The sequence below is a fragment of the Nonomuraea sp. NPDC049607 genome (assembly GCF_040675375.1).
In the GTDB taxonomy this organism is placed as follows: domain Bacteria; phylum Actinomycetota; class Actinomycetes; order Streptosporangiales; family Streptosporangiaceae; genus Nonomuraea.
This window is the reverse complement of record NZ_JBFAOV010000067.1, coordinates 1-26,286: the sequence shown is the minus strand read 5'-3', so window position 1 is coordinate 26,286 and position 26,286 is coordinate 1. Positions and strand designations below refer to the sequence as shown.

Genomic DNA, 26,286 nt, shown 5'->3' with positions numbered 1-26,286 from the left:
TATCTGGCACAACGATCACACCGGCCAGCCGGTCAAGAGGTCACTCACTCGCTACGACCACTGATCACCCGGACCCCTTGGACTCAACCATCTAGGCGAGGAACTCGCGTTCGACCTGAGGATCGACCCGGCCGCCGGCCGAATCCGCTACCTGGCCGGGACGCTCAACAGTTCCATCTTCTCGACACTGAACACCGTCCGCACTCTCCGACTCAACGCCGTCTTCGACAGCGACTGGGGAGGCGGCCTGGCCATCAGCGCGACCTTCAGCCCCGACGGCCGCCGCCTTGCCACCATGTACGACAACCGCGTGGAGGTACGCGACGGCACCAGCGGGCAGCGCCTACCCGGCCCGCCGCCACTGCGCTGCTCGGCAACCATCACAGGCACGTCCGGATGCTGGGCGATCGCCGCCTTCCGACGCGACGGCCGGGTCCTGGCCTACAGCAACATGCTTCAAGCCCCGCTGCGCAGGGCATGGATGTGGGACCTTGACAGCCGGCGCGTCAGCGCGACCTCGCCTCCCCTGAGATTGGGAGGAGGTGGCCTCGCCTTCGCGGGCCCCGGCCTGCTGGTCACCACATCCACCGGCGATGTCCTCCGGGCCCAAATGACCACCGTCTGGGATCCGGCCAAGGGCCGCATTGCCGCGACCGTGCCTGTCATCGGCGGCCGCCTCGCCGTCGATCCCACCGAGCGTCTGCTGGTCAGTTCGAAGGGGCACGTCGCCGATCTCACCCCGACGGGAGTGCCAGTCCGCCGCGCGGGCGGAATCGGTGTGGCCAACGCGCTGGCCTTCAGCCCGGACGGACGCTACCTCGCCGTCGGCAAGGGGAGCGGGCAGACCGCGCTGTGGGACGGCAAAGCGCAACGCTACCTCGGCACGCTCACTTCCACGGCCTCGGCCGCGGAAGTGAGCGCCCTCGCCTTCTCCCCGGATGCGCGGGTGCTCGCCGTCGGGATGACCAACGGCGCGATTCAGCTGTGGGACACCGATACCCGGCAACCCATCGGAGCACCCGTCATGACTCCCGGCAGCATGGTCTTGGCCATGACCCTGCGCGACAACGCCCTGTACGTATCGGCCGGGCGCATCCCTTACCAGCGATTCGACCTCACTCCGGCGGCCGCAGCGGCCACCATCTGCCGACGAGCAGGCCAAGGCCTCACGCCGGAGAACTGGGCCACCTACTTTCCGGGCTACCCCTTCCAGTCCACCTGCGGCGACAACGCCACCCCTCCCGGAATTGCGCGACGAACGCTGAGATAGCGCTCTGCGAGGGGCGAAACTGGTGCTTCTGGAGTAGAGAAGACCGGGCCAAAGCGGCGTGATCGCGTTCAGAGCGGTCTGAGATAGTGATCCGTCCAAACCCAGGCTGCAGAGATTCACTACGGCTGCGGTCCTGTGATCTACCAGGCAGCGCGGTGAATCTCGCATGGACGCGAACGTCAGGCCCTGCTCAGTTCGGGCCGGACGTTCGGCGCGGTTGACGGATCTGATCTAGCCCACCAGGGGGCTGTTGGGGCACTTCCTGCGCGTCGGCCTCACCCGCGACGACCTGGCCGAGATGCTGGCCGACAACGACCCCGAAGAGCAGGAGAAACTGATCAAGTTCAACACGCTGCTGGCCAACTTGGTCGTCTTCCACAACGCCCTGGACATCTCCGACGTCGTGCGGCAGATGGTGGCCGAGGGCTGGCGGATCATCGCCGACCGGCTCGGCCAGATCGCCCCCTACCTGCGAGCCCATATCAGCCGCTTCGGCGCGTACGCCACCGACGAGCTGCGCCATCGGCCAGACCTGTTCGACCCCTTGCTCAAAGAGGTCGACTTCACCGACGTCGAGCTGGCTGCTTGATCTAGAGGGCGCTGATGCCCAGTGCCGGGAGCGCTCGGTTGAGCATTAGTGAAATCAGCGAAGTACATGCCAAGCCTTGGGACGTGGAGTCTGAGGTCGGCAGCCAGAGGACCCCGATCCCAGCTCGGAGTTCTGCTCAAGGGGCCCTCTTCAGCTCGCGTCAGCGGCTGCACACTGTCTTCGCGCCATCTGCGTCAGGTGTCACTCGTGTCCGGGCGTGCTGCTGTGTTACAGGTGACCGTGCAGGAAGGCATGGACGCCCGCGGTGACCGTCTCGGTGATCTTCTCGGCGGACAGGGTGGTGTGCGGCGCCGGCAACCCGGCTGAGATCAGCAGGAGCAGGTGTAGCGCCGCGCGGTCGGGGTCGTCGATGCGGAGCATCCCTTGGTTCGCCAACTGCCGCAGGTGGGCGGCCAGTTCGCGGCGGACCCGCCGTGGTCCGGTCTCCTGCCAGGTGTCGATGGCTTCCTGAGGGATGTGGTCCGCTTCGGCGTTGATCTGTCTGACCAGGGAGAAATGGGCGGCGCTGTCGGGCCTCGGTGTCACCCAGTCCCGCCCGAACTCGATGAGGTCGCTCTCCACGTCGGTGACCTTGCGCAGGTGGCGGTCGATGATCGCGATCTGGATGTCGGCGGCCTGTTTGGCGCTTTCTTGAATCACGACGCCGAACAGCTCGGCTTTGTCGGTGAAGTGGTTGTAAATGGTCCGGGTCGACACCCCCGCTTCAGACGAGATCGCGTCCACGCTGGAACGGGTGTAGCCGTCGCGGGCGAAAACCGTCAGGGCTCCGTCCAGGATCGCCTGCCGCTTGCCGGTCGGCCCTCGGCGAGGGCGGGGTGTCGTGCTGTCGTCCGTGGTCATCTGGGGTCCTCCAACCGTTTTGCATTGATCGTTTTACTTTTTGCCATGCACGTTGTACTTTACCTCACGCCCCACCCAGGCGGCACCTTGTGAGGAGAACCACGCATGATCAAGATCGCCATTGTCATCGGCAGCACCCGTCCGCGCCGCCGGACCGCCGTAGCGGCCCGCTGGGTCGCCGATGTCGCCGCCCGGCACCCCGCCGTCACCTCGGGAGAGGTCGCCTTCGAGGTCGTCGACCTGGTCGAATACGGCCTGTCGATACTGGATGAGCCGCTGGCCGCCCTGTTCGGCGACTACCACCATCCGCACACCAACCGGTGGGCCGAGACCATCGCCTCCTTCGACGGGTTCGTGTTCGTCACCCCCGAGTACAACCACTCGGCCCCGGCCGCGCTGAAGAACGCCATCGACTTCCTGTTCGCCGAGTGGAACAACAAGGCCGCCGGGTTCGTCAGCCACGGCGTCCACGGCGGCGTGCGCGCCGTGGAACATCTGCGGCAGATCATGACCGAACTCCAGGTCGCCAACGTGCGCACCCAGGTCGCGCTGTCGGCCTTCACCGATTTCGAGATCACCGATCCGGCCGAGCCCGGCACCATCGCCCCCGGCCCGCACCAGGAGCCGACCCTGAACGAGTTGCTCGACGAGGTCATCGCCTGGTCCCGAGCGCTGCAGCCGCTGCGCCAGGAAAAGGCGGTGGGCGCATGAGCATGCGATACCGGCTGCTTGGCCGTACCGGACTGCGGGTCTCGGAGGTCTTCCTCGGCGCGATGACCTTCGGCGAGGAAGAGCTCGGCGCCTCGCCCCAGGAGGCCCGCCGCATCCTGGACCTGTACGGCGAGGTCGGCGGCAACCTCATCGACACCGCGAACTTCTACTCGGGCGGGCGCAGCGAGACCATCCTCGGCGAATTGCTGACCGGCCGCCGCGACCGGTTCGTCCTGGCCAGCAAGTACACCGTCTCACGCGACGGCAGTGATCCCAACGCCGCGGGCAGTCACCGCAAGAACCTCACCCTGTCCCTGGAAGCCAGCCTGCGCCGGCTGCGTACCGACTATCTCGACCTGTACTGGGTCCATCTGTGGGACCGGCACACCCCGATCCAGGAGACCATGCGGGCGCTGGACGACACCGTCCGCGCCGGGAAGATCCTCCATATCGGCATGTCCGACGCGCCTGCCTGGGTTATCGCGCAGGCCAACACCCTGGCCGAGTGGCGCGGCTGGACCCCGTTCGCGGCCCTGCAGGCTCCTTACAGCCTGCTCAACCGGGACATCGAACGAGAACTGCTGCCCATGGCCCAGACGCTCGACCTGACGGTCGCCGCCTGGGGACCGCTTGCCCACGGCGTCCTGTCGGGCAAGTTCACCTTCGCCGGCGGGCCGCAAGCCAGCACCCGGGTCAGCCCGCGCTCCCTCGGAGCCCGCGAGCACGCCGTCGCCCAGGCGGTGCGGGAGGTCGCAGACGAGATCGGCGCCACCTCCGCGCAGGTGGCCATCGCCTGGACCCGGGCGCGATCAGCCGCCGTGCACCCGATCCTGGGCGCCAGAAGCGCAGCGCAACTCCAAGACACCCTCGGCGCCCTGGACCTCACCCTGCCCGACCACGCCGTACGACGCCTGGAGGCGGCCACCGACTTCACCCTCGGCTTTCCCGGCGACTTCCTCGCCCAGACCGACCAGGCGGTGTTCGGCGAGGCCTCGGCCAGGCTCGATGGAAGACCCCTGCCATGAGCGAAGAACGCGGGCCCGCGGCCGCCGCCCATCGGCGTCCGGGCCGTCCTGGAGCGCAATGTGACGATCTTCTGGAAAGTCTGCGTGCCGGTCCGGCCGGGTTGGCGCGAGGTCGTCCAGGTCGCCGACTCCTGCTTGGCAAGCGCATGCGGAGGTCAGGCGCAGTTGCCTGACCTCCAGCTCGCCGGATGGACTGCGCCGGGTCCGCCGCACACTGGCCGCGGATCTGGGCCGTCCAGGGGTGCGAGACCGCCGAACATAGAGTCTGTGCCGGCCTCCACACCCAGTTCCTCCGAGCGGTTGGGGTGCGGCTCTGAGCTGGTCACTGTGTCAGCGTCTGGGCGGGTGGATCGGGGTGTCGCGAAGCTCCTTGCGGGAGGTGACGCCCAGTTTGGCGAAAACCTTGCGCAGGTGCCACTCGACGGTGCGGGCGCTGAGATAGAGCTCGGCGCCGATCTCCGCGTTCGTACGGCCGTCCTGGGCGAGGCGGGCGATGTGCTCCTCCTGCGGTGTCAGGTCGTCCACGGTGTCGGCGGTGCGTTTGCGGACCTTCTCGCCGGTGGCCAGGAGTTCGTGGCGGGCGCGTTCGGCGAAGCCGTCGGCGCGCATGTCGACGAACGCCTCGAACGCCGGCTTCAGGTGGTGGCGGGCGTCGATGCGGCGGCGCTCGCGGCGCAGCCACTCGCCGTACAGCAGCTGTGTCCTGGCCAGCTCGAAGGAGAGCCGGGTACGGCTGAGCCGTTCGACGGCCTCGGCGTAGTACCGGTCGGCCTCGTCTGTGTGGCTGACGAGGGCTCGTGAACGGACCTCCAGGCCACGCGCCCAGTTCTGGTCGGCGTTCTCCGTGAAGGCCGTGAGGCGGGCGAGCGCGGTGTGCGCGAGCGCGGCCTCGCCGCTGCGCGCGGCGGCTTCGACCAGGTCGGGAAGGGCTTGGGCGGTGAAGGGGCCGAGGTTGCCGCTCGCGGCTCGTACGGCGGCGGCCATCGCCTCGGCGTAGTGCCCGAGTCCCAGGTGCAGCAGAGCGGTGGCCCGGTCGGTGAAGTAGAGACCGAGCCCTTCACCGCGTTCGGTGGCCTCTCTGGCCGCCTCCACGATGAGCGGCAGTGCCTGGTCCGCGTGCCCCTGGTAGGCGAGCAGGAACAACTCACCGTAGGAAGCCCGGCGCGTGCCGGTGACGTGCTTGACGGTCGACTCCTCCAAGCCCAGCTCCCGGGCCTGCCGCAGGTCGCCGCGCCACAGCGCGATGACCCGCCGTACGTTGAGCGCGTTGGCGAGCGGCGCGAGCGCGCCGTCGGCGCGGGCGAGTTCGATGTGCCGGGCGTTGGCCGCCTCCCAGCGCTCGTAGTCCCAGAGCGTCAGGGCCGCGTTGGCGACCAGCACGCCGCAGTCCAGCCACAGGGTGGCCGGTACGTCGTGGTCGAGGAAACCCATGACGGCTTCGCGCAACGGCGGACGACTCGCCGAAGGCCCGTCGGTGATGAGGGCCGCCAGGCCGTCCAGCAAGTGATCGGCCGCGCTCTCGGCTCCAGGCGGCGCCTGGCGGGCGGCGGCGCAGACGGCGGCCAGGTCGCTGCCGGGGTGGGCGAGGCCACCCGCGACGAGGGCCGCGCTCCACGCGTCGAGGTAGGTGCGCCGAGCGAGCCGGGCGTCCAGGGGTTCGAGCCGCCTGGCGGCCCGAAGCAGTACGGCGGGCGCTTGCCTGCCGGAATGGGCGGCTCGGTCGGTGCGGCCGCGGATCAGGTCGATCCTGGCGCTTTGCAGGTCGTCGGCGGGCAGGCCTTCGGCTCGGGCGAGCAGGCCGAGCGCGGCGGAGAAGGCTCCCGCGTCAAGGCTGGCCTGTGCGGCGGCCAGCGTGCGCTCGACCTGGAGCCAGGGGTCGGTGGTGAGTTCTGCCGCGCAGCGCAGCAGGGCAGCTGCGGCGGCCATCCCGCCGCGAGTGCGGGCGTCCTGCGCGGCTTCGGCGAGGTCGGTGGCGAGCGGGTCGTCGGGGGCTTCAGCCGCCGCCGCCAAGTGCCACAGCCGTCGCTGCCGGTCGGTCTCACGGTCCAGGGCGGCGGCGAGCGCCTGGTGCGCGGCCCGTCGTTCCCCTGCGGTGCCGGCGGCGTAGGCGGCCGAGCGGATCAGCGGGTGCCGGAACAGGACGCCGCTTCCGATCTCGACGAGCTGAGCCTCCTGCGCCGGGGCCACCGCGTGTGGTCCGAGGCCGAGTTCGTGGGCGACGCGCCAGAGCAGGGTGGCGTCGCCGGTCGGGTCGGCGGCGGCGAGCAGGAGCAGGAGGCGGGCCGGTTCCGGCAGCGCATGGATGCGGCGCTCGTAGCGGTCCTGGAGGGCGTCGGCGCCGGTGGCCGGGAGGGCGAAGCCGCCGAGGAGTTCTGCCCGGCCGCTGCGGGACAGTTCCAGCAGGGCCAGGGGGTTGCCGCGGGTCTCGGCCACGATGCGGTCGAGCACGCGGCTGTCCAGCCGTCCAGGGGTGGCCGCGGCCAGTAGCTCACGCGCGTCGGCTTCAGCCAGGCCGTCCACGGTCAGGGAAGGCAGCCCGGCCAGCAGCGTGTCCTGGTTCGGCTCTCTGACGGCGAAGACCAGAAGCACCGCCTCGCCGAGCAGTCGCCTGGCGACGAAGCCGAGCACCTGCCTGGAGGCGGCGTCGAGCCACTGGGCGTCGTCGACGAGGCAGACGAGCGGCTGCTCGGTGGCCGCCTCGGCGAGCAGCCCCAGCACCGCGAGACCGAGAACCATCCGGTCGGGGACTGCTCCGGCCGCGTATCCGAAGGTCACCTTCAGCGCCTGCCGCTGCGGCTCCGGAAGGGTGGAGGAGGCGGCGAGCATCGGGGCGCAGAGCTGGTGGAGTGCGGCGAATGGCAGCTCAAGCTCGGACTCGACGCCGGTGAGCCGGACGATCCTGCAGTGGTCGGCCTGGCTTTCGAGGTGGTGCAGCAGCGTGGTCTTGCCCGTGCCCGCCTCGCCGCGCAGGACCAGCGCGGCGCTCTGGCCCTGTCTGACCCGGCGCAGCGCCTGATCCAGCTGTTCGCGTTCGGTTCGGCGTCCGTGGAGGATCGGCGCTGCTGCCACACCCCGAGTCTAGGGATCATTTCGCCCGGCTGGCATGGGCCTGTCCTCATCGAGGCAGCGGGCCGCCGTGCTGCTCGGCGACGAGGTAGGCCGCGTACCAGTCCGGCCAGTTCTCGTCGAAGGCGCCGCCGTTGCGCGCCTCATGCTCGCCGTGTGCGGTCGCGGCCCTCCCGAGCGCGCCGGCCAGGTCATGCTCCGTCGTGTAGGTGGTGGCGTCGCCCTCCATCCGTCCGGGCAGGCGGGTGGTGACTTCCTGGATCAGGTAGGCGTTGCCGTCCAGATCGTGGAAGGTCGCGAAGGAGCCGTAGCTGGCCTGCTCTGGCGCCGGTCCGTCGGCCTGGCCGCCGGGGACCTGGCCGAACTGGGCGCCGGGCGCGTCCGGGTGGAAGACCTCGCTGACGTCGGCGCCGAGGGCCACGAGCTGTTCGCGGGCGGCGGCGATGTCGGAGACGACCAGGTAGACGCCTTCGGCGGTGCCGGGCTTCTGGCCGGTGATCAGAGTGCCGAACTGGATGGAGGCGGGCGATCCCGGCGGGGTGACCTGGACGACGCGGAAGCCGTTGTCGAAGGCGAAGTCGGCGTCCAGCCGCCAGCCCAGGTCCTGGTAGAACTTCTTGGAACGGTCGACGTCGGATACGGGGATGACGACGGCTTCGACCTTGAGGTCCGTCCGCTTCATAATGTTCACCTTCCGGTTTCCGTGGGCTGGTGGCGGTCCCACCAGTCCAGGACGAGGGAGGCGTAGGCCTTCGGGGCTTCCTCCCAGGCGAAGTGCCCGGCGTCGACGACGTCGAGCGTGCTGTTGGGCAGCCGGGTGGCGAGGAACTCGCCGTGGGCGCGCGGGACGACCAGGTCCTTCGCGGGGGCGATGATCCGGACCGGGGTGCGGATGGCCGGGAGCAGCGGTTCGAGGGCGTCGAGCTCGGTCGGGTAGGTGCGGACGTACTGCATCGATTCGGCGAAGCGGAGCCCGGCGTAGGAGGCGGTGTAGTCCTCGCGCACGTGCTCGGGCAGCGGCGTGGCCGGGTAGATGTTGTCCAGGGTCATTCGCATGATCTCGGGGGCGTTGCGCTCGTACCAGGTCAGGTCGGGGTCACGGACCCAGGCGGCGAGCGGTTCGCCGATCTCCAGGCTTGCGGAGGCGGCTCCGCCGCCGATGACGAGGCTGTGGAAGCGCTCGGGCCGGCTGGCCGCCGCGAACAGCGAGGCGCTGGTGCCCACGTCCGGCCCGACGACGTGAGTCTGGTCGAGCCCGAGGGCGTCCATGAGCCGGAGCATGAAGGCGCCGGTGGCGCGTGGGGTGAGGACGTCCGGGCGACCCTGCGAACGGCCGAACCCGGGCAGGTCGACGGCAACCAGGTGGACGCCGCCCGCCAGTTCCTCCCACATCGGCTCGAAGGCGTACAGGCTCTCAGGCCATGGGCTGAGGAGCAGCGCGTGGGGACCGCCCGGCTCAGTCTCGGCGTAGCGGACGGTGAGCCCGTCCACGGTGATGGTCTTGGTGGTGATCATGTCTTCCTCCTTCATGAACGCCCTCAGCTTGGTCCGGGCGGCGCTCCCGTCGCACCAGGGACGAGCCCTGGCCTACGGCCCAGGGGCGAACACGGGTGCGACGCGACGGGGAGGTACTGCATGGTCATAGGACAAGACAGACCCACAGGAAAGGGACAAGGTCATGGAGTGCGATGTCGTAGTGATCGGCTTGGGCCCCGGCGGCGAGCACGTGGCCGGGAGCCTGGCCAAGGCCGGCCTGTCGGTCGTCGGCGTGGACGAGCGCTTAGTGGGTGGCGAATGCCCGTACTTCGGGTGCGTTCCCAGCAAGATGATGATCGCCGCGGCCGACAAGCTCCGCACGGCCCGGCACGCCAAGACGGCGAGCGTCCACCCCGACTGGAGACCGGTCGCCGACCGCATCCGCGACGAGGCCACCGACGACTGGAACGACCAGATCGCCGTCGACCGGCTGGTCGCCGCCGGGGCCGTCTTCGCGCGCGGCCGTGGCCGTATCACCGGGCCCCGTACGGTCACCGTCACCGCGGCCGACGGGTCGACGACGTCCTACACGGCCCGGCGCGGCATCGTGCTCAACACCGGCACATCGCCGTCCGCGCCGCCGATCCCGGGCCTGGCCGGCACCCCGTACTGGACCAACAGGGACGTCGTCCGGCTCACCGAACTGCCCGCCTCCCTGGCCATTCTCGGCGGCGGCGCGATCGGCAGCGAACTCGCCCAGGCCCTGGCCGCCTTCGGGGTCGAGGTGACGGTGATCGAGGCCTCCGATCGGCTGCTCGCCGTGGAGGAGCCCGAGGCGTCCGCCGTGGTCGCGGCGGCCTTCGCCGCCGACCGCATCACCGTGCGTACGTCGGCGCGAGCCGAACGCGTCGAGCACGACGGCGACCGCTTCAGCATCCACCTCGACGATGACGTGGTCATCGCGGAACGCCTGCTGGTCGCCGCTGGCCGACGCAACAACCTGAGCGATCTCGGCCTGGAGCACGTCGGGCTGGACCCGCAGGCCCGCGTCCTGGACCCCGACGAGCGGATGCGCGTCGCCGACGGCGTCTGGGCCATCGGCGACATCACCGGCAAGGGCGCCTTCACGCACATGTCGATGTACCAGGCCGACCTCGTCATCCGCGACTTGACCGGTGCCGACGGCCCTTGGGCCGACTACCGGGCCGTCGGCCGTGTCACCTTCACCGCGCCCGAGGTCGGCTCCGTCGGCCTCACCGAGGCAGCGGCCCGCGAACGCGGCGTCGACGTCAGGACGGCGACCGGCGACCTGGGCACGCGCGGCTGGATCGCCGGCGAGAGCGGCCCGATCAAACTCGTGGCCGACGTGGAGCGGGGTGTGCTGATCGGCGGGACCGTCGTCGGCAGCATGGGTGGCGAGGTGTTATCCGCCCTCGTTACCGCGATCCACGCGCAGGTCCCGATCGCGACGCTGGCGGAGATGCACTTCGCGTACCCGACCTTCCACCGCGCCCTCCAGCCGGTGCTGCGCGGCCTGCTGTGAGAGAGATCGATGAACGGTGGATCTCCAGGTCGGCCGAGTGACCGGAGCTCCGCCGGACGTTCGCAGGCAACATGAATACCTGCCCGTATCCGGCCTCCCTCGCCGAACGTGGCGATCTGAGATCAGCTGAGAGAGCGGGCGGCGTTCTGGATGATGCGGTGACCAAGGATGACTGACTGATCATCGGGACGTGAGAGGCGGTGGTCTCGTACCCGTGGACTTGGCATGCTTGTACATGGAGAGCTCCAGCTTGAGCGAGCTGGCCTTGTCCTGGACGGCGACCAGCGTCCAGGAGGGTTCGGGAGGCCGTTGACGAACGTGTCACCAGCCCAAACGAGCACTCATTGCCGAGGTCAGGCCCTCTACTGGAGAGTCGGTTGCTGTCCTGAGCTGAGCTCTTGAAGGTCGGGGATGTTGTTCTAGCTTGATTGCAACCTTGGTGGCTGGTGAGGCCGGGCCAGATTCCTCAACAAGACGGCCCTTGGGTGATCATTCTCCTTGTCGAGGGAAGAAGATTCATGACCAAGGGCTGTCGTGACGACTAGTGTGCCTATCTATGTCCGGTTGATGCACGGGGGAGCTGACGCGGTTCCGGGCTGAGTTCTATGGCTGTCTGACGGCGCGGGCCGATGCGACATTCGGGCTGGCCGAGGCGGTGTTATGCAGTGATGCACCAGTGTGTTCGCTGGTGGAGTTGTCCCTGGTTGGTGAGTACCGTCGAGGCCATGGGGCGCTGTATGCGGCGTTGAATCGGGGCCGGCTCGACGTGGGGCGCCTGCGTCAGGCGTTGAGCACAGTGCCCTTGCCCAGAGCGGCAGACGGGTGGTTGGTGCTGGCAGTGGATGTGACTTGCCGGCTGCGGCCGGACGCGCACACCTCGCCGGAGCGGATCTTGTGCCACACCTATGGGCGGGGTAAGGACCAGCACATCATGATCCCGGGCTGGCAGTACTCGTTAGTGGTGGCGTTGGAGACGGGCCACGGCTCGTGGACGACACCGCTGGATGCGCTCCGGCTGGCGCCGGGAGATGATCTGGCCGCAGTGACCGCCGCCCAGCTGCGCGAGGTGCTCGAGCGGCTCATGGCTGCCGGGCATTGGCAGTGCGGTGACCCCGACATCCTGATCGTGGCCGATGCGGGTCATGACGGACCGCGCTTGGCATGGTTGTTGCGTGATCTGCCCATCCAGATCCCGGCCAGGATGCGTTCGGATCGGGTGCTGCGCTGGTCGGCCCCAGCGCGGGTGCCGGGGACCAACGGCCAGCTGCCGCGTCATGGGGTCGAGTTCGTCTTCGGTGACCTGGGCAGTTGGGACGAGCCTGACGTGGCCACCGAAGCTGAAACCCGCCTGTATGGGCGCGCCACCGCCTGGTCTTGGGATCGGCTGCACCCGCGGTTGACCCGCCGTGCGGCCTGGGTCGATTCGGCTGAGCTGCCGACGATCGAGGGCACCGTGATCCTTCTGGAGGTGGACCATCTGCCCAGCGGGGCGGTTCCGAAGCCGGTGTGGTCACGGACGGCGAAGTCGCGGTCGTCACCTGCGGGGCTCAAGGACTCCAGCTCGATCCAACATCTGCCCCGATAGAGCAAGAGGCCATAGATGGGTGATGATGTCAGGATGGCGCGCGCCAACCTGGCCGCAGCTGTCGGGTCTGATTTCGGGGAGTCGTCATGCGGGTAGCGGTGGTCACCTTCGACGGGTTCAACGAGTTGGACAGTTTCATCGCCTCGGCGCTGATCAACCGGTGCCGGGCCGACGGGCTGGAAGCGTTCATCACCACGCCGATGCCCGTCGTCACGTCGATGAACGGCGTTCCGGTGACCGGGCAGCGGCCGATCGAGTTCGTGACCGAGGCCGAGGTCGTGCTCATCGGGAGCGGGGTGAAGACCCGCGACGTGGTCGCCGACGATCGGCTGCTGTCCATGCTGCCGCTCGATCCCGGAAGGCAGCTCATCGGATCGCAGTGTTCCGGGGCGCTGGTGCTGGCGCGCCTGGGGTTGCTGGGCGGTATGCCGGTCTGCACTGACCGGACGAGTCGGCCGTTCGTCGAGGCGGAGAATGTCACGGTCCTGGATGTGCCCTTCCATGCCCAGGGAAACATCGCGACGGCTGGTGGGTGCCTTGCGTCGCAGTACCTTGCCACGTGGGTGATCACCCGCACACTCGGTGAGTCGGCGGCCCGTGCTGTGCTCGACTATGTCGCGCCGGTCGGAGAGAACGACGAGACGGTCGAGCGTGCTCTCGGGGTCGTCCACAGAGGAAGCGGGCTCACGTTGCGTTGATCTTCACAGGTCGCCGAGGCGGTCGCCCAGGTTGAGTTCGAGTGGCCCCCGCGTCTGCAGTCCCTGGGCGAAGAGGGTCTTCACCCTGGTTTGGGTGGCTTCTGCCGTGACCAAGTCTCGGAAGCGGATCGCGTCCGCGCGGAAGGCGTCGGCTGCGCGCAGGGCTGCGCCGTTTCTCGTTCCAGAGTGGGCCGCCGTCGCCCCGGCTGCGTCGTTCGATTTCATCGTTGAGCAGGCGACTACGGCGGCATTTATCCGCAATTTCCAGGCCGTCCGATATATGCCGAAATGTGGACGAGTGCCGTTTTCCGTGATCTCTTGACAGAGTGTCGCGGCGCGAACGGCGCCCGTTCGGAAACGGAGGCAGCATGGACCTGCACGAAGAAGCCCTTGACCTGGACGCGCTGGACGTCGCCACTGTGGAGCTTCCCGGCTCCGAGGTGCTCGTCGAGGCCGTGGCCATGGGCCTGGGCAACACCGAGATCGGTGCGTCGGGATGCACCTCGGGCAAGAGCTGGCTGATCTAGAAGAGCAGCGGAATCCGCATGGCGATCCGGCGTCGGCGCCCGGACATCGTGGTGGTCAGGGTCGCCGCCCTGCCCGCGGTCGTTCTTGACGATCTGCGGTGCGGCCGTACCTGGCAGACCGTCCAGGTGATTCTCAAGGAGCAGGCCGGGCTGGCGGCGGAAGGGCGCGAGCTGGCGCTCGCCCTGGAGCCGTGCATCGCGGACGTCCCTTCGGGGCGGGCGAGGTCCCGCCTGGTCGCCCTCCGCCGGGCGCTGTACAACGGACGCCGTCCTGCGGCGTTCGCCGGCTCGGCCGAGCTTCCGGCCGAGCTGGACCGGCGGGTCCGGCGGTGGCTGAAGACGTCGCGAGAGAACGAGCGGCTGCGGGCCGCGCTGCCCGCACTCCTGAAGGAGGAACGCCAGGACAGGCATCGCAACCTTCGTAAATGGGCCTCGGCCGACGTCTTCACCCACGGCCTGGTCCAGGCCAGCCCGTCGCTGGCCGAGGCGCTGCGGCGCTGGCTCGACTCGCCCGTACCCACGCCGTCCCGGCGGCTGGACCTGCGGCTGAGCCGGTATCTCTCGCGGGTGGCGGCCAAGACGAGCCCGTACTCGACGTTCACCATGATGGGGCTCGGACGCTGGGATCCCGGGCCGGAACCGGTCACCGCGACCGGCGAGGGGAACTGGCGCGTCGCGGCCGAGCCCGACCTGTGGCTGCTGCGCAGGCTGCTCGGCGACCTTGCCGCGACCGACGACGACCTCGCGGCCCGCTTCCTGGTCAGGCCCAACGCCAGCCTGACCGGGGAAGACGACCGCCTGTGGTACCTCAGCCGTACCGAGGACGCCTACCGGAGCGTCCGGGCCACGCCGCCGCTGCGTAGGCTCCTGAACTCGCTGACCGACGGGACCACGCTCGGCGAGGCGCGGCGGCTCGTCCCGCCCGACACGCTCGCCCGGCTGATCGAGCTGGAGGTGCTGGAGAGGTTCGCGCCGGTCGCCGATCAGTCCGCCGCCCATCTCGCCGACCTGGCCCGCGGGCTGGCGCCGCGTCCCGCCGCCGACGTGCTCACCGCGTTCGCGCGGGTGGTGGCCCGCGCTCCCGGCGCGGCGGGGCTGTCCGGGCAGCTGGCCCTCCAGGACGAGGCCCGCACCGCGCTGCGCCGCCTGGCCCCGCCCGGCACGCGCCTCCCGGACAAGAACCTCTTCCGCGACAACGCCGTCTTCGTCGCACCCGCCGTGCGCCTGGGGGAGGGGGCCTGGCGGGCGGCGCTGGACGACCTTCACCTGCTCCGCGAGCTGCTGGGGGTCTTCCAGCGCGACAACGAGATCCGGCTGCTGGCCGCCGACCTCTTCGTACGGGCGTCCGGCGCCGGGGTGCAGGTCCCGTTCGTCCGGTTCCACCGGACGCTGGCCGCGCAGCTCGCCACCCCCGAGGGCCAGGCGCTGCACAGTCTGCTCCATCGCGGCGGCGCGGCGGCGGAGAGTGTGAGCACACTGCCCGCGGCGGTCGAGTTGCGGCGGTTCCGCGACCGTACGCTGAGCGTGTTGCACGAGCAGCCGGAGATGCTGGCCGACTGGCTGTCCGGGCGGCCGGGCAGCGCCCGGCCGGTGCGCTCGCTGGCGTGCTACGTGCAGGTTCTGCCGGGGGACGGGCCCGTGCGGCTGGTGCTCAACAGCGTGGCAGCCGGTCATGGCGCCGCGCGCAGCCGGGTCCACCGGCTCCTGACGGTCGCGGGTCTCACGGACGAGTCGAATCCCGCCGAACCCGAGAACGGCGGGCTTCCGGTCGAGATGACCGGGTTGTTCGGTCACAACGTCAACCTGCGCTCGGCCACGACCGTCCACGAGCTGAGCTATCCGGGCGCGGTCTCCGACCGGCCGCCCGGCGCGCGCCTCACGCTGGGCGAGCTGGCCGTCCGCCACGATCCCGCCGCAGGGGAGCTGGAGCTGGTACGCGCCGCCGACGGCCGCCGCGTCCTGCCCCGCCACACGGGCCTGATCGCCACGCCGTTCCTGCCGCGTACGGCCCGGCTGCTGCTGCACCTGTTCGGCGACCAGCCCAACGTCGCGGTGCCGACCTGGGCGTTGTTCGCCGAGCCGCCACGTCAGCCGCCTGAAGCGGTCGTGAGCAGGTCCAGGGTGTGGCTGGGCCCGGTCGTCGTGGCCCGCGCCACCTGGTACGCGGCCACGACCGACGTCCCTCGACGCCGGCCCGGCGAGCCCGAGACCGAGCACCTGCTGGCGCTGGCCCGCTGGTTCGCCGCGTCCGGCATCCCGCCCCGCTGCTTCGTCTTCTCCCTGGACCCGGGCACGTGGGGACAGGACCCCATGCGTACGGCACGGCTGGCGAAACCGACCTTCCTGGACTTGGCCGACCCCTCCCTGGTCGCCGCCTTCGACCGGCAGCTCGGCGACAGCGGCACCTGTACGGCGTTCCAGGAGGTGCTGCCCGAGCCGGGCGACGGCCACGTCACGGAGTACGTGGTGGAGGTGGGCGATGGCTGAGCCGTGGATCTCACTGCACGCCTTCCATCAGGGCGGCACCGACCGGCTGATCGTCCAGGCGGTCGGCGGGCTGGTTCGCGAGCTCGCCGCCGACGGCCTGCTGACGGGCTACTTCTTCCTGCGCTACTGGGAGGGCGGGCCGCATCTGCGGCTGCGGCTCCTGCCGTCCGCCCGCCCGCAGGAGGTGGCCGAGCGTGCCACGGCGGCGCTGGAACGGCACCTCGCCGCCCACCCCTCGCCGGCCTCCTGGGACCCCGGCCGGTACGCCGCCACGGCCGAACGGTACGCCAGAGTCGAGCACCTCCTCCACTACGACCGGCGGGTACGCGTCCGCGACGACGTGGAGGCCATCGCGTACCGCCCCGAGTACGGGACGTACGGCGGGCCGGAGGCGGTCGAGGCCGCCGAGCGGCACTTCCACGATTCCAGCCGCATCGCGCTCGCCCTGCTGGAGGGCGAGATCGGGCCCGGACGCCGGGCCGGGTTCGCCGCCTTCGCCCTGATGCTCACCCTGGCCGCCTGGGAACCGGACCCCGCCCGCCTCGCCCGTACGCTTTCCACCACCCGCGACCGCCGCTGCGCCCCTGGAGAACCGTCCGACCAGCCGGGGCCTTCCGATGGGCAGCGGGCCGCGCTCGCCGCGCAGCTCCTGCGCAGCCACCGCATCGCCGGCGGCGAGGAACACCCCCGCGCCGGCGATCCGCTCGGCGCCTGGTGGCGCTCGATCGACACCCTTCGTCATCGTGTCCTGGACCTCCAGGCCACCGGCCGATTCAATCCGGAACCCGCACAATCCACCTTCGTCCCCTCCGGCGTCACCCGGCCGCGCGGCGACCTGCTGGTCCTCCTCCTGCGCTGCGTCCACCTGCTGTGCAACCGGCTCGGCCTGTCGGGCGGGCACGAGTCGCACCTGCGTCACCTCGTCGGCACCACCTACCGCGAACTGGAGCACCGGTGAACGACCTCACGACCCCCTGGCACAGCATCCAGGTCCGCTACTACCAGGCCGACCAGGACGGGCTGATCCTCGACGCCGTGCGACCGCTGCTGGAGGAACTGGGGGAGCGGGTGCGGCGACCGTACTTCGTACGTCATTGGCGGCGCGGGCCGCACCTGCGACTCAACCTCCAGGCCCCCGCCGACGCCTGGCACTCGGACATCCTGCCGCTGGCCACCGACCGGCTCGGCCGCTACCTGCGCGAACACCCTTCTCGGGCGGTTCTGGACGAGGCCGCGCTGGAGCAGGCCCACCGGGCGCTCGCCGTCCGGGAGAGCGACCACGGACCGCTGCGGCCGTGGCATCCGGACAACACGCTCCAGACTGAACCGTACGAGGACCGCCTGCACGTGCTCGGCAGCCGTACCCTGCGGGACCTGCTCGACTCCTACCACGCCGAGAGCACCCGGATGGCGTTCGGGACGCTGGCCGCCATCCGCCGGGGCGAGCTGTCACTCTTCCAGCTCAGCCTCGACCTGATGATCGCCTTCGCGCACACCAGCGTGCCGCCGATCTCGCGCGGGTACATGTCCTTCCGCTCCCACGCCGACGCCTTCGCCTCCTACTGCGTGGACCGCGACGGCGTGCGCGCCGGCTTCGAGGCCAAGTACCGCGAGCAGGAGCGGCAGCTCCGCGCCCTGGTGCGCCGCCGGGTGGCCGAGGTGGACGAGGGCCGCACCCCGCCGCACGTCCGTGAATGGCTCGACTACGTCGAGCGCAGGAAGGCCATGGCCGCACCCCTCATCCGCGACAGGAAGATCGACCTCGACGCCGCCGCGCCCGAACCCGAGATGCGCCAGCTCCACACCATCGACTTCCACGAGATCCTGCTGGCCACCGGACGGTACAAGAACGAGGTGCTCGGCTCCGACTGGTTCCTCGGTCACCGGCTGGCCATCAACATGCTCTACGGCCACCTGGCCAGACTCGGGCTCGCACCACTCCAGCGCTACCTGTTCTGCCACCTGATCGCGGCAGCGGTCGAGGCCGAGTACGGCGTCTCACCCGTGGAGAAGGCCACGGCCTGGGCGCGAGCCTGATGTCGCCGGCGGCTCAGGACTTCGCGAACGTCATCGCGCAGCGGCCGTCGACGACGCCCTGATCCGGGCCGATCGACGAGCCTGCTGCCGACGAACGGTGGTCACAGGGTGGCGTCCGACAGCACTCAGCCGGGAAAACCGGGGACACCGTGCACAGGCGAACCGGTGACCCGGGCGTGCAGCTGACCCGCAGGAAGCGCAGATCGCGCAGTCGGCCCGCGACGGGCACACCAATCCGGAGATCGCCGCGCGGGTGTTCCTGAGCCACCGCACGGTCGAATGGCACCTGCGCGAGGTGTTCATCAAGCTGGCCATCACCTCGCGCAAGGAACTGGCGCGAGCGCTGCGGGCCATCGGGCCCGCGACGGTACGACAGCCGCCCGTCCGATCGGCCTCGGGGCGGCCAGGGTAGGGCCAGGGACCACCACGGGCGCGAAGCGAGCCGACCGCGCGCGATCGTGAGGACATCAGCCCCCAGCGACCCGGACGAGCGAGCCCGGTGGCTACGGAAAGGAGCAGAGATGTCCGACCAGGCCACCTCCACCGGGGACAAGCAGGCCGCGACTGTCACGACCGCTTCCCGGCCCATCCGCACCGCCACCGGCACCGGCGCGCAGGGCAACTACCACCAGACGGTGACTACTTCGAAGCGCAGCCGGCCGACGGCGTCGAGTCCCGCTGAGTCCACGCCGGAGACCTGACCACTTCAGCTCTGCAGCGTAGGCGCCCGAAGCGGCGCTCCCATGACGTTCCGGCACTGTTCCGCTCGGATCCGGCGCGAAGGAACGCTCCGGATCGGCTCGAAGCCCTCCCTTTCGAGGTTGCCCAGAGTATCCAATCATTCACTGGAAGTGATGCAGGTATCGGCGGATGGTGCATAGAGGCCCGATCCACTCAGGGTTCGATGACAAGCCCGTCCTCGACCACGTCCGAACAGCCTCCGTCAAGGGGCGGAGGAAAGAACCGAAGGAGGAGTTCTCATGCAAGGTTTCCGTAAGGCCCTGATCGCGACCGCTACGAGCCTGGTCCTGGGCATCGGGATCATCGGCGTCGCGGCCGGCCCCGCTGCCGCCGCCACCGGCACGTGGAAGCTGTGCGACGACTGGAACATGTGGGAGATCACCCGCGCCTGCCTGACCGGCACCAACACCAACCCGCCCAGGGTGCCCGACCTGCGCGCCTGGGCCTACAACGACGCCATCTCCTCCATCAAGACCAACTCGGTCGCCATCGAGGCCTGGACGAACGTCAACTTCCAGGGCACCTACGGCTACTTCGCGCCGAACTCCGTCTGGAACGCGCTGGACTACCCCTACGACAACTCCATCAGCTCGATCTCCTACCCCGGAGCCTGACCTGTCCCCGCCCGGGGGGCGGACGCCCCCCGGGCAGGCCCGGTGAATCGAATGAACGGAGGCCCGCCATGCCAGTCTGGCCGCGCAGAACAGTCCGCTTGCTCGCCTCGATCGCAACGTCCGTCCTCGCCGTCGCCGGCTGCGCTGCCGCTCGGCCCGCGGAATCCGCCGCAGCGGGTGTATCCGCCCAGCAGATGGTTCATCTGCTCCAGACCCAGCTTCCGCCGGGAAGACTCTCAGGGCAGCAGGGACGGGGACTGAGCGCCGAGCCCGGTCCGGCGCCCTCCGCTCAAGTGCTCTTCGAGACGGGCGGGAGCTCGGCGAAAGTAGTGGTGAAGCTCAACAGATGGCCCGTCCCCGTTCCGGTCCAGTACGCCCAGTGCCCGGACTCCGCCTATCACCCCTACAGCCGCTGCATCCTGACCGTCCTGCCCAGCGGGGCCAGGCTCGTGCTGGACCGCTCCCCGAGCGATGAGAACAACCCGTCAGGGGGCGAACTCCTCAGTGCTCTGCTCACTTACGGGGACGGCAGGCAGGTCTTCGTGTCGGCGGCCGGTCGGTCCACTCTTCCTCTGACTCATCAGCAACTCGCCGCCGTGGCGACCTCTCCCGTGTGGCACCCGGTTCTCGTGGCCATGCCCGCGCCCCCTGCCGCTTCCCGTACCGGATCGGTACCCCGGCTGACCGCGCCGCAGATCAGTCGCGTCATCGAGCGACTGCTTCCGGCAGGCGTGCGCGCCGGGCGACCGGGCGGTGCCGACGGCTTCGGGCATGTCACGGCCGACGACGGCCACGGCAAGAGCCTGGTCGCCGTGAACGTCCAGCAGTGGAAGCCGGGTGACGCTGCCATGGCACAGGTGTTCCGGAACGCCGCCACACTGCCTGACGGCACTCGCGTCGGGGTGCGCCAGGGGCCGGCGCCGCGCGGGGGAGCGGGCGCGATCGAATGGACCGTCGACACCCTCGGCGCGGACGGCCTGAGGGTGGTGATCTCGGCACTCAACGCGGGCGCCTACCGTCTTCCCGCCGACCGCAGCGTACCGGCGCTGACTCTTGAGCAACTCCGGCGGATCGCGCTCGCCCCGGCGTGGCGACAGGCCATCGGCTGACGCCTCGAACGACTTCGGATCCTGAACCGTGACGCACGGCATCGGGACAGGATGAGCGGACGTCCTGCAGGTTGTCGCGCCGGCGAACTCACCCTCGGCTTCGAGGCCTTCACCTCGGCCGGGGCCCCACGCCAGACGCTCGGCCTCTACACCGTGGAACCGGATTCTCCGTCGGCAGCGGCGCTTGGCGAGATCTGAGCAGCACGGACACGAGCAGATGCCATGCCCGGAAGATCTAGCCGTACCTCTTCGGCTCGGCGCCGACTTCTACCGCCGGCTCCTCCAGACCCTACCCGGCGAGCCCCCATCGCCTCGGCCGCGTTTTGGGACCAGCCGCAGACCACGCGACATGGTCACCGCCGTCGCCCACTCTGCCCCCTGCCCCGCCCGACCCACGACACGCATCCACCGGGATCAGCTCAAGACTCCCGAAGCTGCTACAACAAGTGAGAATCGGCGGTGTACCGCCAGATGCCTCAACACCCGTAATATTCGAGGCCGGACGAAGCGGATCTCCAACCTGTCGGTGTACCGCGGACTGGCTGCCGCCGATCTCATAGTCCGATCCCGTGCAGGGGGTTGTCGTTCCACTTGTCGGCCTGGCGGATGTAGCCGGCAACGACGGGGGAACCGTCGGCCCAGCGTCCATGGCGGGTGATCGCGGACATGGGCGCGCCGGCCTTGGCAGCGGAGGTGGCGCCGCCGGCGCGCAGGCCGTGGGCGGTGTAGGCCTCGGCGTGGTAGAGGCCGGCGGCTGCGGCGGCGCGTTTGACGATCAGGTTGACGGTCTGCGGGGGCAGCCGTTCGCGGCGGCCGCGACCGGCAGCCGGATGGGCGCGGGCGGCGATGCGGCCGTGCCGGTCGATCGGGCGAAACAGCGGCCCGGTCGTCAGGCCGGCGCCCGCCAGGTCGGCGAGCCATGCGCGGGTCACCCGGACGGGGCAGGTCTGCGGATGCTGGCCGTAGGGGATGGCGACGATCTCGCCATGGGCGTCCTGGTCAGTCTTGCTGAAGGGGACGTACAGCTCCAGGCCGTCGGCGGTAAAGGTGAGGTCGCCGATGTCGATGTCGGCGATCTGCGAGCGGCGGGCCCATCAACGCGAAGCCGAGCACCAGGACGGCGCGGTCACGCCGTCCTGCGGGGGTGCCGTCCGGCAGAGCGTCGACCATCGCGCGCAGCCTTTACGCTTCGGCTCGCACGTCGAGGAGCAGGAACGCGAGCTGAAACGGCTGCTGCGCCGCGCCACCCAGGACCGCGACCGCCTGGTCGCCGCCCTGCGCGAGAACCCGCCCGACGAGGAGCAGCGCCCGCTGTACGGCGAGCTGCGCAGGCACCTGGACCGCCTGGTCGGGTACCTGCGCGCCGAGCGCAAGGCCAGGGCACGCGAGCGGTGGCGCAAGGAGCGGACCATGCGCCGCCACCTGCCCGCCCCGCAGGCCGAGGCGGTCCGCCGCGCGGCACGATCCTGCGCAGCGTGGGAGAGAGGGCCGCGCTCGCGGGCAGCCCCGCCTCCGCCCTCGCCCCGATCATCCCGGCCACGCAGGCTCCGGACAGCGAGAACCCGGCCAACCTAGACCAGTGACACCAGGTCGTCCCAGCGGGTGAAGAGCACCCCGAGCGCCGCGCCGAGCAGCCCGGCCAGCACCGCGATCCCCACGTCCGCGGCACCCGATCCCGCCGTAGCCACCAGTCCCAGTACGGCCAGCGAAACGAGCACCAGGTTACGGACGACGTGCGGCACCCCGAGCGGTGTCTCCGAAGCGCCGAAGCACCGGCAGGGCACCGCGGCGCCCCGCCGCATGACCAGCAGGGTAGCGACGGTGAACCCGCCCAGCAGCACGGCCGCCAGCGTGAACCCGGCCGCGCCCGCCCACCCCAACGGCACCGCGGTCAGCACGATCACCGCGGCCTCGCCCGCCGCCACGGCGAACGGGACGGCCGGCGAGCGCCAGGTCGTCATGTCCGTCACCGACGTGGCGAAACGCCGCCACGCCTCGCGCCCGGAGACCTTGCTCGCCAGCGCCACCGCGAACACGATGACCAGCAGCACACGACACCCAACAGCAACGTAAAGCATGATCACCGTCTCCGTCCACGACGACACCGCACGCAGTATGGCCCGTCGTTCTCAGCGATTTCTCAACGCCATCTCAATGACTACGCTCGAAGATCGTGCTGATTCGGTTGCTTGGGCCGGTCGAACTGGAACGCGCGGGCAAGATCATCCCGATACGTCCTCCGCAGGTGGCGCTCGCACTGGCCGCGCTGGCCTGGAAGGTCGGGCACGTCGTATCGGAGGAGACGCTGTAGAACAGGATCTGGGGAGAGCAGGTGCCGAACGGCGCCAGGAAGACCCTGTACACGATCATTACCCAGGTCCACGGCGAGGTGCTCGGCGACGACGGCGACGTGTTAGGCAGGCTGGGCGGCTACCTGCTCGACGTGGACGAGTCAGCAGTCGACGTCACCCGCTTCCGCACGCCGGCCGAGCGCGCGGTCACCGCACCCGATCCGGGGCCACTGCTGGAGGAGGCGCTCACGCTGTGGCGCGGCGAACCGCTGGCGGGGGTGCCCGGCGAGTGGGTGGAACGGGCCCGAAGGGCGCTGGGCGAGGAGCGCAAGGAGGTCTCGCCGCGCTGGGCGCGCGCCGTGACCGAGACCGATCCGGGCGCGGCCGTGGCAGCGCTGGCGCCGCTGATCGAGGCGCTGCACTCCGGCGGCCGTACGGCGGAGGCGCTCGCCCGCTTCGCCAACATGGCCCTCCGCTCGGGTCCGTGCCACCAGACGCAAAGTAGCTGTGAGTAACCGGGGGCTCCCGGACGGCCGGACTTCCACGGCTTCAGCCCGCTCGTCGTGCCCCGGCCGACCGGCTGGCGTCCCGGGCTGGAGGTCACCGGCTACTGGTGACCGGTCCGTCCGAGGGGCTGGCAGCCGGATCCCGTGCTGACGGACTTCCTGGGCGCGGGTCCCGCGCCGGTGTTCGTCGGCTTCGGCAGCCTGGCGGGCACGCGGGCCGAGCCGTACACGGAACTGGTCGTGGACGCCCTGCGGCGGGCGGGTCTGCGCGGAGTGGTGCAGACAGGTAGAGAGGGGCCGATCACCGACGACGTGCTGGGCGTCGGCGACGTCCCGCACGACTCGCTGTTCCCCCAGGTGGCGGCGGTGGCCCACCACTGCGGCGGCGGTACGACGGGAGCCGTGGCGCGGGCGGGCGTGCCCGCCGTGGCGGTGCCGGTCATGAACGACCAGCCGTTCTGGGCGTCGAGGCTGGCGGCGCTCGGCGTGGCGCCGCCGCCGATCCCGTTCCGCCGCCTGACGCCCGCCCGCCTGGCCGACGCCCTCACCGCCGCGCTCACCGAGCCCGGCTTCCGTCAACGGGCCGAAGCGCCGGCTGCGGGCGTGGCGGCCGAGGACGGCGCGGCGCCCGTCGTCACGGCGGTCAACCGCCTTCTCGGTGCCCGCTGACCGCGCCCCCCGAGCACCACGCCCAGGGCTACGACCAGCGCTCCCGCCACGTCGGCGAGACCCGCCTCGCCGAGGCCGAGGGCGACGGTCGTGAGCAACGCGCCCACCGGCACGAGCCCGGCGAACAGTCCCGCGCGGTCGGCGCCGAGCCGGCGCAGCGCGTCGTACCAGAGGAAGAAGGCCGCGGCCGTCACGACCGCGCCGAGGTAGACGAAACCGGCCGCTTCCCCGGCCGTCGGCAGCCGAAGCGCCGACGTGCCCTCCAGCAGGAGCCCCGCCACCAGCAGCATCGGCACCGACAATGCCGCGGGATAGGCCGCGACCCGCAGCGGGCCGAGCTTGGGCAGCAAGGGCACGGCCAGCAGCGAGAAGGCCACCTCACCGGCGAGCGCGCCCAGCGACAGCAGCAGGCCCTTCACGCTTCCCGATCCGAGCCCGGCGGCGACCGCCGCGCCGAGCGCGACCACGAGGGCCGCGCCGACCGTGCGGAGCGCGGGACGCCGTCCTTCCAACAACGGTCCCACGAGCGCCATGACCAGCGGCACCGCGCCGATGACCGTGCCGATCATCGCGGGGCCCGCGTGCCTGGTGGCCTCGACGAGGAAGAGGTTGAACCCGGCGAGGCCGGTGCCGGCCAGCGCGAACAGCAGCAGCACGTCACGCGCGTTCAGCCGGACGCGGGGGAGCCGCTGACGACGGACGACGAACAGGAGGATCACCGCGGCGAGCGCGTAACGCAGGGCCTGGCCGGTGAAGACGGGGTAGGCGGCGACGGTCGCCGATACCGCGGTCGAGGTGCCGACGAGCAGCATCGCCGAGCCCGCGGCGAGGGGAGCGGAGAGCTTCACGCCGCGGACTCGGCGGAGGCCACCGGAGCCTTGCCCTCGGTGACCAGGACCTTGCGGGTGACGCGCTCGGCGATCGCCGCGACCAGCATGCGGGGACGGCGCGGCGTCAGGTGCGCGCCCAGCGCGTTGCCGAACCCGGGGACGACGTAGCCGCGCCCGCGCTCCAGCGCCCGCAACGTGGCGCGCACGACCGGCTTCGGCGTGGTGAACGAGCCGGTGACGGCGGCGTTGCGGGTGCCGATGGCCTCGAAGAAGCCGGTCTCAACCGGGCCGGGGCACAGGGTGAGCACGCGGATGCCGCGCTTGCGGTACTCCTGGCGGAGAGCGAGACCGAAGTTCAGGACGAACGCCTTGGACGCTCCGTATACCGCGAAGTACGGCGAAGGCTGGAACCCGGCGTTCGAGGCCACGTTGATGACCGAGCCGCCGCCGCGCGCGAGCATGCCGGGCAGGAGTTCGTGGGTGAGGTCCACGAGGGCGACCACGTTGACCATCAACTGCTCGTGGTCACGCCCGGTCGAGATCTCCTCGAAGCGGCCGCACGTGCCGAAACCCGCGTTGTTGACCAGCAGGTCGACGTGCAGACCGCGGTCTGTCACCTGCTCGGCCACGCGCCGGGCGGCGTCGGGCCTCGCGAGGTCCTGGACCAGCACGTGGGCACGCACGCCGTGGTCGGCGACGAGGCGCTCGGCGAGCGCGGCCAGTCGGTCGCCCGAGCGGGCCACGAGGATCACGTCGTGTCCCTGGGCGGCGAGCTGGATGGCGAACTCGGCGCCGAGACCGGACGAGGCGCCGGTGACGAGAGCGGTGCGGTTCATGTCTTCCCCTTGGTGAGGTGGAGCAACTGAGAGGAGTATGTATCAATAGTCAGAAAACCTGCAACACGGATGATGTAATTAGCCATCGAACTGCATCGGTGCTGTAAGATTCTGCTGGTTAAATGGGCTATACCGGAGGCATGATGAGTGACAAGACACTGCGCGCGGACGCGGAACGCAGCGTTCGCGCGATCCTGGAGGCGGCAGAACACGTGCTCGCCGCAGACCCAGGCGCGTCGATGGAACAGATCGCCGCCGAGGCGGGCGTGGCGCGCACGACCATCCACCGGCGCTTCGCCAACCGGCAGGCGCTCACCGACGCGCTCGCCACCTCAGCGGCCCGCCAGCTCGTCAAGGCCATCGACGACGGCAGGCCCGACACCGCGCCGCCCCTCGTCGCGATGCACAGGATCACCGCGAACGTGCTGGAGGTGAAGAGCGCCTGGGCCTTCGCCCTGGCCCTGCCCGCGGAGCCGGGCAGCGAGGCCTCGCTGTTGCAGCGCGACATCAACGACAGTTGCGCCCTCACCCTGCGCAGGGCCCAGAACGACGGGCTCATCGACGAGAAGGCCGACCTCGACTGGGTGCGCAGGGTCTACTACGCGCTCATCGGCGAATCGCTCCACGGCAACGCGGAAGGCGCCGACCCCGACACGCTCGCGGCGCGCATCATCGACACCCTCCTCCGCGGCGCCGGGCCGCGGCCGTCCCGTTCCGCCCCCTAGATGAATGAGTCCAAGGCGTAGCTGCGGAGATAGGGCGAGGATGTCCATTCTCGGGTTGTGACGACCGAACTGGACACCCTCGCAACCGCA

Annotated in this window: 29 protein-coding genes; 20 read left to right on the top strand and 9 right to left on the bottom strand. The window is 70.4% G+C overall.

The window, feature by feature from the left end; translation table 11 throughout:
• The first annotated feature begins 295 nt into the window (after window positions 1-295).
• Complete coding sequence (locus tag AB0J97_RS49950) at window positions 296-1,270, top strand: hypothetical protein (protein ID WP_364104030.1); 975 nt, start codon at window positions 296-298, stop codon at window positions 1,268-1,270.
• Window positions 1,271-1,520: 250 nt separating this feature from the next.
• Window positions 1,521-1,859, top strand: a complete 339-nt coding sequence (locus tag AB0J97_RS49945; RefSeq protein WP_364104027.1) for a Tn3 family transposase — start codon at window positions 1,521-1,523, stop codon at window positions 1,857-1,859.
• 228 nt (window positions 1,860-2,087) lie between these two features.
• Here AB0J97_RS49945 and AB0J97_RS49940 read toward each other — a convergent pair whose 3' ends face one another.
• Window positions 2,088-2,720, bottom strand: a complete 633-nt coding sequence (locus tag AB0J97_RS49940) for a TetR/AcrR family transcriptional regulator (protein WP_357705932.1) — start codon at window positions 2,718-2,720, stop codon at window positions 2,088-2,090.
• A 105-nt stretch (window positions 2,721-2,825) separates the two neighbouring features.
• Between AB0J97_RS49940 and AB0J97_RS49935 the strand changes: the two genes are divergently transcribed.
• Entirely contained in the window at window positions 2,826-3,431 is a 606-nt protein-coding gene (locus tag AB0J97_RS49935; RefSeq protein WP_364104024.1) for an NAD(P)H-dependent oxidoreductase, read from the top strand.
• The gene (locus AB0J97_RS49930; RefSeq protein ID WP_364104021.1) at window positions 3,428-4,456 is read left to right on the top strand and encodes an aldo/keto reductase; all 1,029 of its coding nucleotides are present in this window, start codon (window positions 3,428-3,430) and stop codon (window positions 4,454-4,456) included. The genes AB0J97_RS49935 and AB0J97_RS49930 overlap by 4 nt, the downstream gene beginning before the upstream one ends.
• 330 nt (window positions 4,457-4,786) lie before the next feature.
• Here AB0J97_RS49930 and AB0J97_RS49925 read toward each other — a convergent pair whose 3' ends face one another.
• Genes AB0J97_RS49925 through AB0J97_RS49915 form a run of 3 tightly spaced genes read right to left on the bottom strand, consistent with a single transcriptional unit; the run spans window position 4,787 to window position 9,037 of the window.
• A complete protein-coding gene (locus AB0J97_RS49925; protein ID WP_364104018.1) occupies window positions 4,787-7,525 on the bottom strand; it encodes a LuxR family transcriptional regulator in 2,739 nt (912 codons plus the stop codon).
• Window positions 7,526-7,571: 46 nt separating this feature from the next.
• A complete protein-coding gene (locus AB0J97_RS49920) occupies window positions 7,572-8,204 on the bottom strand; it encodes a VOC family protein (protein ID WP_364104015.1) in 633 nt (210 codons plus the stop codon).
• Window positions 8,205-8,209: 5 nt separating this feature from the next.
• On the bottom strand, window positions 8,210-9,037 hold the full coding sequence (locus AB0J97_RS49915; RefSeq protein ID WP_364104012.1) for an alpha/beta hydrolase: 828 nt from the start codon (window positions 9,035-9,037) through the stop codon (window positions 8,210-8,212).
• Window positions 9,038-9,218: 181 nt separating this feature from the next.
• On the opposite strand from AB0J97_RS49915, the gene AB0J97_RS49910 reads away from it, so the two are divergent.
• The 3 genes from AB0J97_RS49910 (at window position 9,219) to AB0J97_RS49900 (ending at window position 12,824) form a co-directional block, all read left to right on the top strand.
• On the top strand, window positions 9,219-10,541 hold the full coding sequence (locus tag AB0J97_RS49910) for an NAD(P)/FAD-dependent oxidoreductase (RefSeq protein ID WP_364104009.1): 1,323 nt from the start codon (window positions 9,219-9,221) through the stop codon (window positions 10,539-10,541).
• A gap of 580 nt (window positions 10,542-11,121) precedes the next feature.
• Window positions 11,122-12,126, top strand: a complete 1,005-nt coding sequence (locus tag AB0J97_RS49905) for a transposase (protein ID WP_364104037.1) — start codon at window positions 11,122-11,124, stop codon at window positions 12,124-12,126.
• A gap of 86 nt (window positions 12,127-12,212) precedes the next feature.
• On the top strand, window positions 12,213-12,824 hold the full coding sequence (locus AB0J97_RS49900; RefSeq protein WP_364104006.1) for a hypothetical protein: 612 nt from the start codon (window positions 12,213-12,215) through the stop codon (window positions 12,822-12,824).
• 3 nt (window positions 12,825-12,827) lie between these two features.
• On the opposite strand, the gene AB0J97_RS49895 is transcribed toward AB0J97_RS49900, so the two are convergent.
• Window positions 12,828-13,049 (bottom strand): hypothetical protein, encoded by a 222-nt coding sequence (locus tag AB0J97_RS49895; protein WP_364104003.1) that lies wholly within the window; start codon window positions 13,047-13,049, stop codon window positions 12,828-12,830.
• Between the two features lie 143 nt (window positions 13,050-13,192).
• Between AB0J97_RS49895 and AB0J97_RS49890 the strand changes: the two genes are divergently transcribed.
• From AB0J97_RS49890 to AB0J97_RS49855, 8 genes are all read left to right on the top strand, one after another.
• Window positions 13,193-13,351, top strand: coding sequence for a hypothetical protein (locus AB0J97_RS49890; protein ID WP_185845188.1), 159 nt, complete (start codon window positions 13,193-13,195; stop codon window positions 13,349-13,351).
• An 18-nt stretch (window positions 13,352-13,369) separates the two neighbouring features.
• Window positions 13,370-15,838 carry a hypothetical protein gene (locus AB0J97_RS49885; RefSeq protein WP_364104000.1) on the top strand — a complete coding sequence of 823 codons (2,469 nt, stop codon included), beginning with the start codon at window positions 13,370-13,372 and terminating at the stop codon, window positions 15,836-15,838.
• Entirely contained in the window at window positions 15,831-16,796 is a 966-nt protein-coding gene (locus tag AB0J97_RS49880) for a lantibiotic dehydratase C-terminal domain-containing protein (RefSeq protein WP_364103997.1), read from the top strand. Before AB0J97_RS49885 ends, AB0J97_RS49880 begins: the two co-directional genes overlap by 8 nt.
• Window positions 16,793-17,875 carry a thiopeptide maturation pyridine synthase gene (locus AB0J97_RS49875; RefSeq protein ID WP_364103994.1) on the top strand — a complete coding sequence of 361 codons (1,083 nt, stop codon included), beginning with the start codon at window positions 16,793-16,795 and terminating at the stop codon, window positions 17,873-17,875. The genes AB0J97_RS49880 and AB0J97_RS49875 overlap by 4 nt, the downstream gene beginning before the upstream one ends.
• Window positions 17,876-18,077: 202 nt before the next feature.
• Window positions 18,078-18,287, top strand: a complete 210-nt coding sequence (locus AB0J97_RS49870; protein WP_364104034.1) for a helix-turn-helix transcriptional regulator — start codon at window positions 18,078-18,080, stop codon at window positions 18,285-18,287.
• A gap of 109 nt (window positions 18,288-18,396) precedes the next feature.
• Window positions 18,397-18,576: a hypothetical protein gene (locus tag AB0J97_RS49865; protein WP_364103991.1), complete on the top strand. Its 180-nt coding sequence runs from the start codon at window positions 18,397-18,399 to the stop codon at window positions 18,574-18,576.
• A 279-nt stretch (window positions 18,577-18,855) separates the two neighbouring features.
• Entirely contained in the window at window positions 18,856-19,230 is a 375-nt protein-coding gene (locus AB0J97_RS49860; RefSeq protein WP_364103988.1) for a hypothetical protein, read from the top strand.
• A gap of 293 nt (window positions 19,231-19,523) precedes the next feature.
• Entirely contained in the window at window positions 19,524-20,339 is an 816-nt protein-coding gene (locus AB0J97_RS49855) for a hypothetical protein (protein ID WP_364103985.1), read from the top strand.
• Between the two features lie 554 nt (window positions 20,340-20,893).
• On the opposite strand, the gene AB0J97_RS49850 is transcribed toward AB0J97_RS49855, so the two are convergent.
• Window positions 20,894-21,271, bottom strand: coding sequence for a tyrosine-type recombinase/integrase (locus AB0J97_RS49850; RefSeq protein WP_364103982.1), 378 nt, complete (start codon window positions 21,269-21,271; stop codon window positions 20,894-20,896).
• A gap of 127 nt (window positions 21,272-21,398) precedes the next feature.
• On the opposite strand from AB0J97_RS49850, the gene AB0J97_RS49845 reads away from it, so the two are divergent.
• A complete protein-coding gene (locus tag AB0J97_RS49845) occupies window positions 21,399-21,914 on the top strand; it encodes a hypothetical protein (protein ID WP_364103978.1) in 516 nt (171 codons plus the stop codon).
• Here the strand turns inward: AB0J97_RS49845 and AB0J97_RS49840 are convergent.
• Window positions 21,911-22,417: a MauE/DoxX family redox-associated membrane protein gene (locus AB0J97_RS49840; RefSeq protein ID WP_357706043.1), complete on the bottom strand. Its 507-nt coding sequence runs from the start codon at window positions 22,415-22,417 to the stop codon at window positions 21,911-21,913. The genes AB0J97_RS49845 and AB0J97_RS49840 overlap by 4 nt on opposite strands.
• Before the next feature lie 95 nt (window positions 22,418-22,512).
• Between AB0J97_RS49840 and AB0J97_RS49835 the strand changes: the two genes are divergently transcribed.
• From AB0J97_RS49835 to AB0J97_RS49825, 3 genes are all read left to right on the top strand, one after another.
• On the top strand, window positions 22,513-22,650 hold the full coding sequence (locus AB0J97_RS49835) for a hypothetical protein (protein WP_364103975.1): 138 nt from the start codon (window positions 22,513-22,515) through the stop codon (window positions 22,648-22,650).
• A gap of 21 nt (window positions 22,651-22,671) precedes the next feature.
• On the top strand, window positions 22,672-23,145 hold the full coding sequence (locus AB0J97_RS49830) for a bacterial transcriptional activator domain-containing protein (protein WP_364103972.1): 474 nt from the start codon (window positions 22,672-22,674) through the stop codon (window positions 23,143-23,145).
• Between the two features lie 135 nt (window positions 23,146-23,280).
• Window positions 23,281-23,805, top strand: a complete 525-nt coding sequence (locus AB0J97_RS49825) for a nucleotide disphospho-sugar-binding domain-containing protein (protein ID WP_364103969.1) — start codon at window positions 23,281-23,283, stop codon at window positions 23,803-23,805.
• On the opposite strand, the gene AB0J97_RS49820 is transcribed toward AB0J97_RS49825, so the two are convergent.
• On the bottom strand, window positions 23,712-24,653 hold the full coding sequence (locus AB0J97_RS49820; protein WP_364103966.1) for a DMT family transporter: 942 nt from the start codon (window positions 24,651-24,653) through the stop codon (window positions 23,712-23,714). The two genes, AB0J97_RS49825 and AB0J97_RS49820, sit on opposite strands and share 94 nt — an antisense overlap.
• Entirely contained in the window at window positions 24,650-25,471 is an 822-nt protein-coding gene (locus AB0J97_RS49815) for an SDR family oxidoreductase (RefSeq protein WP_364103963.1), read from the bottom strand. The genes AB0J97_RS49820 and AB0J97_RS49815 overlap by 4 nt, the downstream gene beginning before the upstream one ends.
• A 140-nt stretch (window positions 25,472-25,611) precedes the next feature.
• Here AB0J97_RS49815 and AB0J97_RS49810 point away from each other — a divergent pair, with 140 nt between their 5' ends.
• The gene (locus AB0J97_RS49810) at window positions 25,612-26,196 is read left to right on the top strand and encodes a TetR/AcrR family transcriptional regulator (RefSeq protein ID WP_364103960.1); all 585 of its coding nucleotides are present in this window, start codon (window positions 25,612-25,614) and stop codon (window positions 26,194-26,196) included.
• The last annotated feature ends 90 nt before the right edge of the window (window positions 26,197-26,286 follow it).

Bases quoted from the DNA above. Each gene is read 5' to 3' on its own strand.
- AB0J97_RS49810 (WP_364103960.1), top strand. From the start codon at position 25,612: ATGATGAGTGACAAGACACTGCGCGCGGACGCGGAACGCAGCGTTCGC.
- AB0J97_RS49860 (WP_364103988.1), top strand. From the start codon at position 18,856: ATGCAAGGTTTCCGTAAGGCCCTGATCGCGACCGCTACGAGCCTGGTC.
- AB0J97_RS49840 (WP_357706043.1), bottom strand. From the start codon at position 22,417: ATGCTTTACGTTGCTGTTGGGTGTCGTGTGCTGCTGGTCATCGTGTTC.
- AB0J97_RS49890 (WP_185845188.1), top strand. From the start codon at position 13,193: ATGGACCTGCACGAAGAAGCCCTTGACCTGGACGCGCTGGACGTCGCC.
- AB0J97_RS49950 (WP_364104030.1), top strand. From the start codon at position 296: ATGTACGACAACCGCGTGGAGGTACGCGACGGCACCAGCGGGCAGCGC.
- AB0J97_RS49815 (WP_364103963.1), bottom strand. From the start codon at position 25,471: ATGAACCGCACCGCTCTCGTCACCGGCGCCTCGTCCGGTCTCGGCGCC.
- AB0J97_RS49845 (WP_364103978.1), top strand. From the start codon at position 21,399: ATGTCGATGTCGGCGATCTGCGAGCGGCGGGCCCATCAACGCGAAGCC.
- AB0J97_RS49865 (WP_364103991.1), top strand. From the start codon at position 18,397: ATGTCCGACCAGGCCACCTCCACCGGGGACAAGCAGGCCGCGACTGTC.
- AB0J97_RS49920 (WP_364104015.1), bottom strand. From the start codon at position 8,204: ATGAAGCGGACGGACCTCAAGGTCGAAGCCGTCGTCATCCCCGTATCC.
- AB0J97_RS49915 (WP_364104012.1), bottom strand. From the start codon at position 9,037: ATGATCACCACCAAGACCATCACCGTGGACGGGCTCACCGTCCGCTAC.
- AB0J97_RS49895 (WP_364104003.1), bottom strand. From the start codon at position 13,049: ATGAAATCGAACGACGCAGCCGGGGCGACGGCGGCCCACTCTGGAACG.
- AB0J97_RS49930 (WP_364104021.1), top strand. From the start codon at position 3,428: ATGAGCATGCGATACCGGCTGCTTGGCCGTACCGGACTGCGGGTCTCG.
- AB0J97_RS49885 (WP_364104000.1), top strand. From the start codon at position 13,370: ATGGCGATCCGGCGTCGGCGCCCGGACATCGTGGTGGTCAGGGTCGCC.
- AB0J97_RS49935 (WP_364104024.1), top strand. From the start codon at position 2,826: ATGATCAAGATCGCCATTGTCATCGGCAGCACCCGTCCGCGCCGCCGG.
- AB0J97_RS49940 (WP_357705932.1), bottom strand. From the start codon at position 2,720: ATGACCACGGACGACAGCACGACACCCCGCCCTCGCCGAGGGCCGACC.
- AB0J97_RS49880 (WP_364103997.1), top strand. From the start codon at position 15,831: ATGGCTGAGCCGTGGATCTCACTGCACGCCTTCCATCAGGGCGGCACC.
- AB0J97_RS49900 (WP_364104006.1), top strand. From the start codon at position 12,213: ATGCGGGTAGCGGTGGTCACCTTCGACGGGTTCAACGAGTTGGACAGT.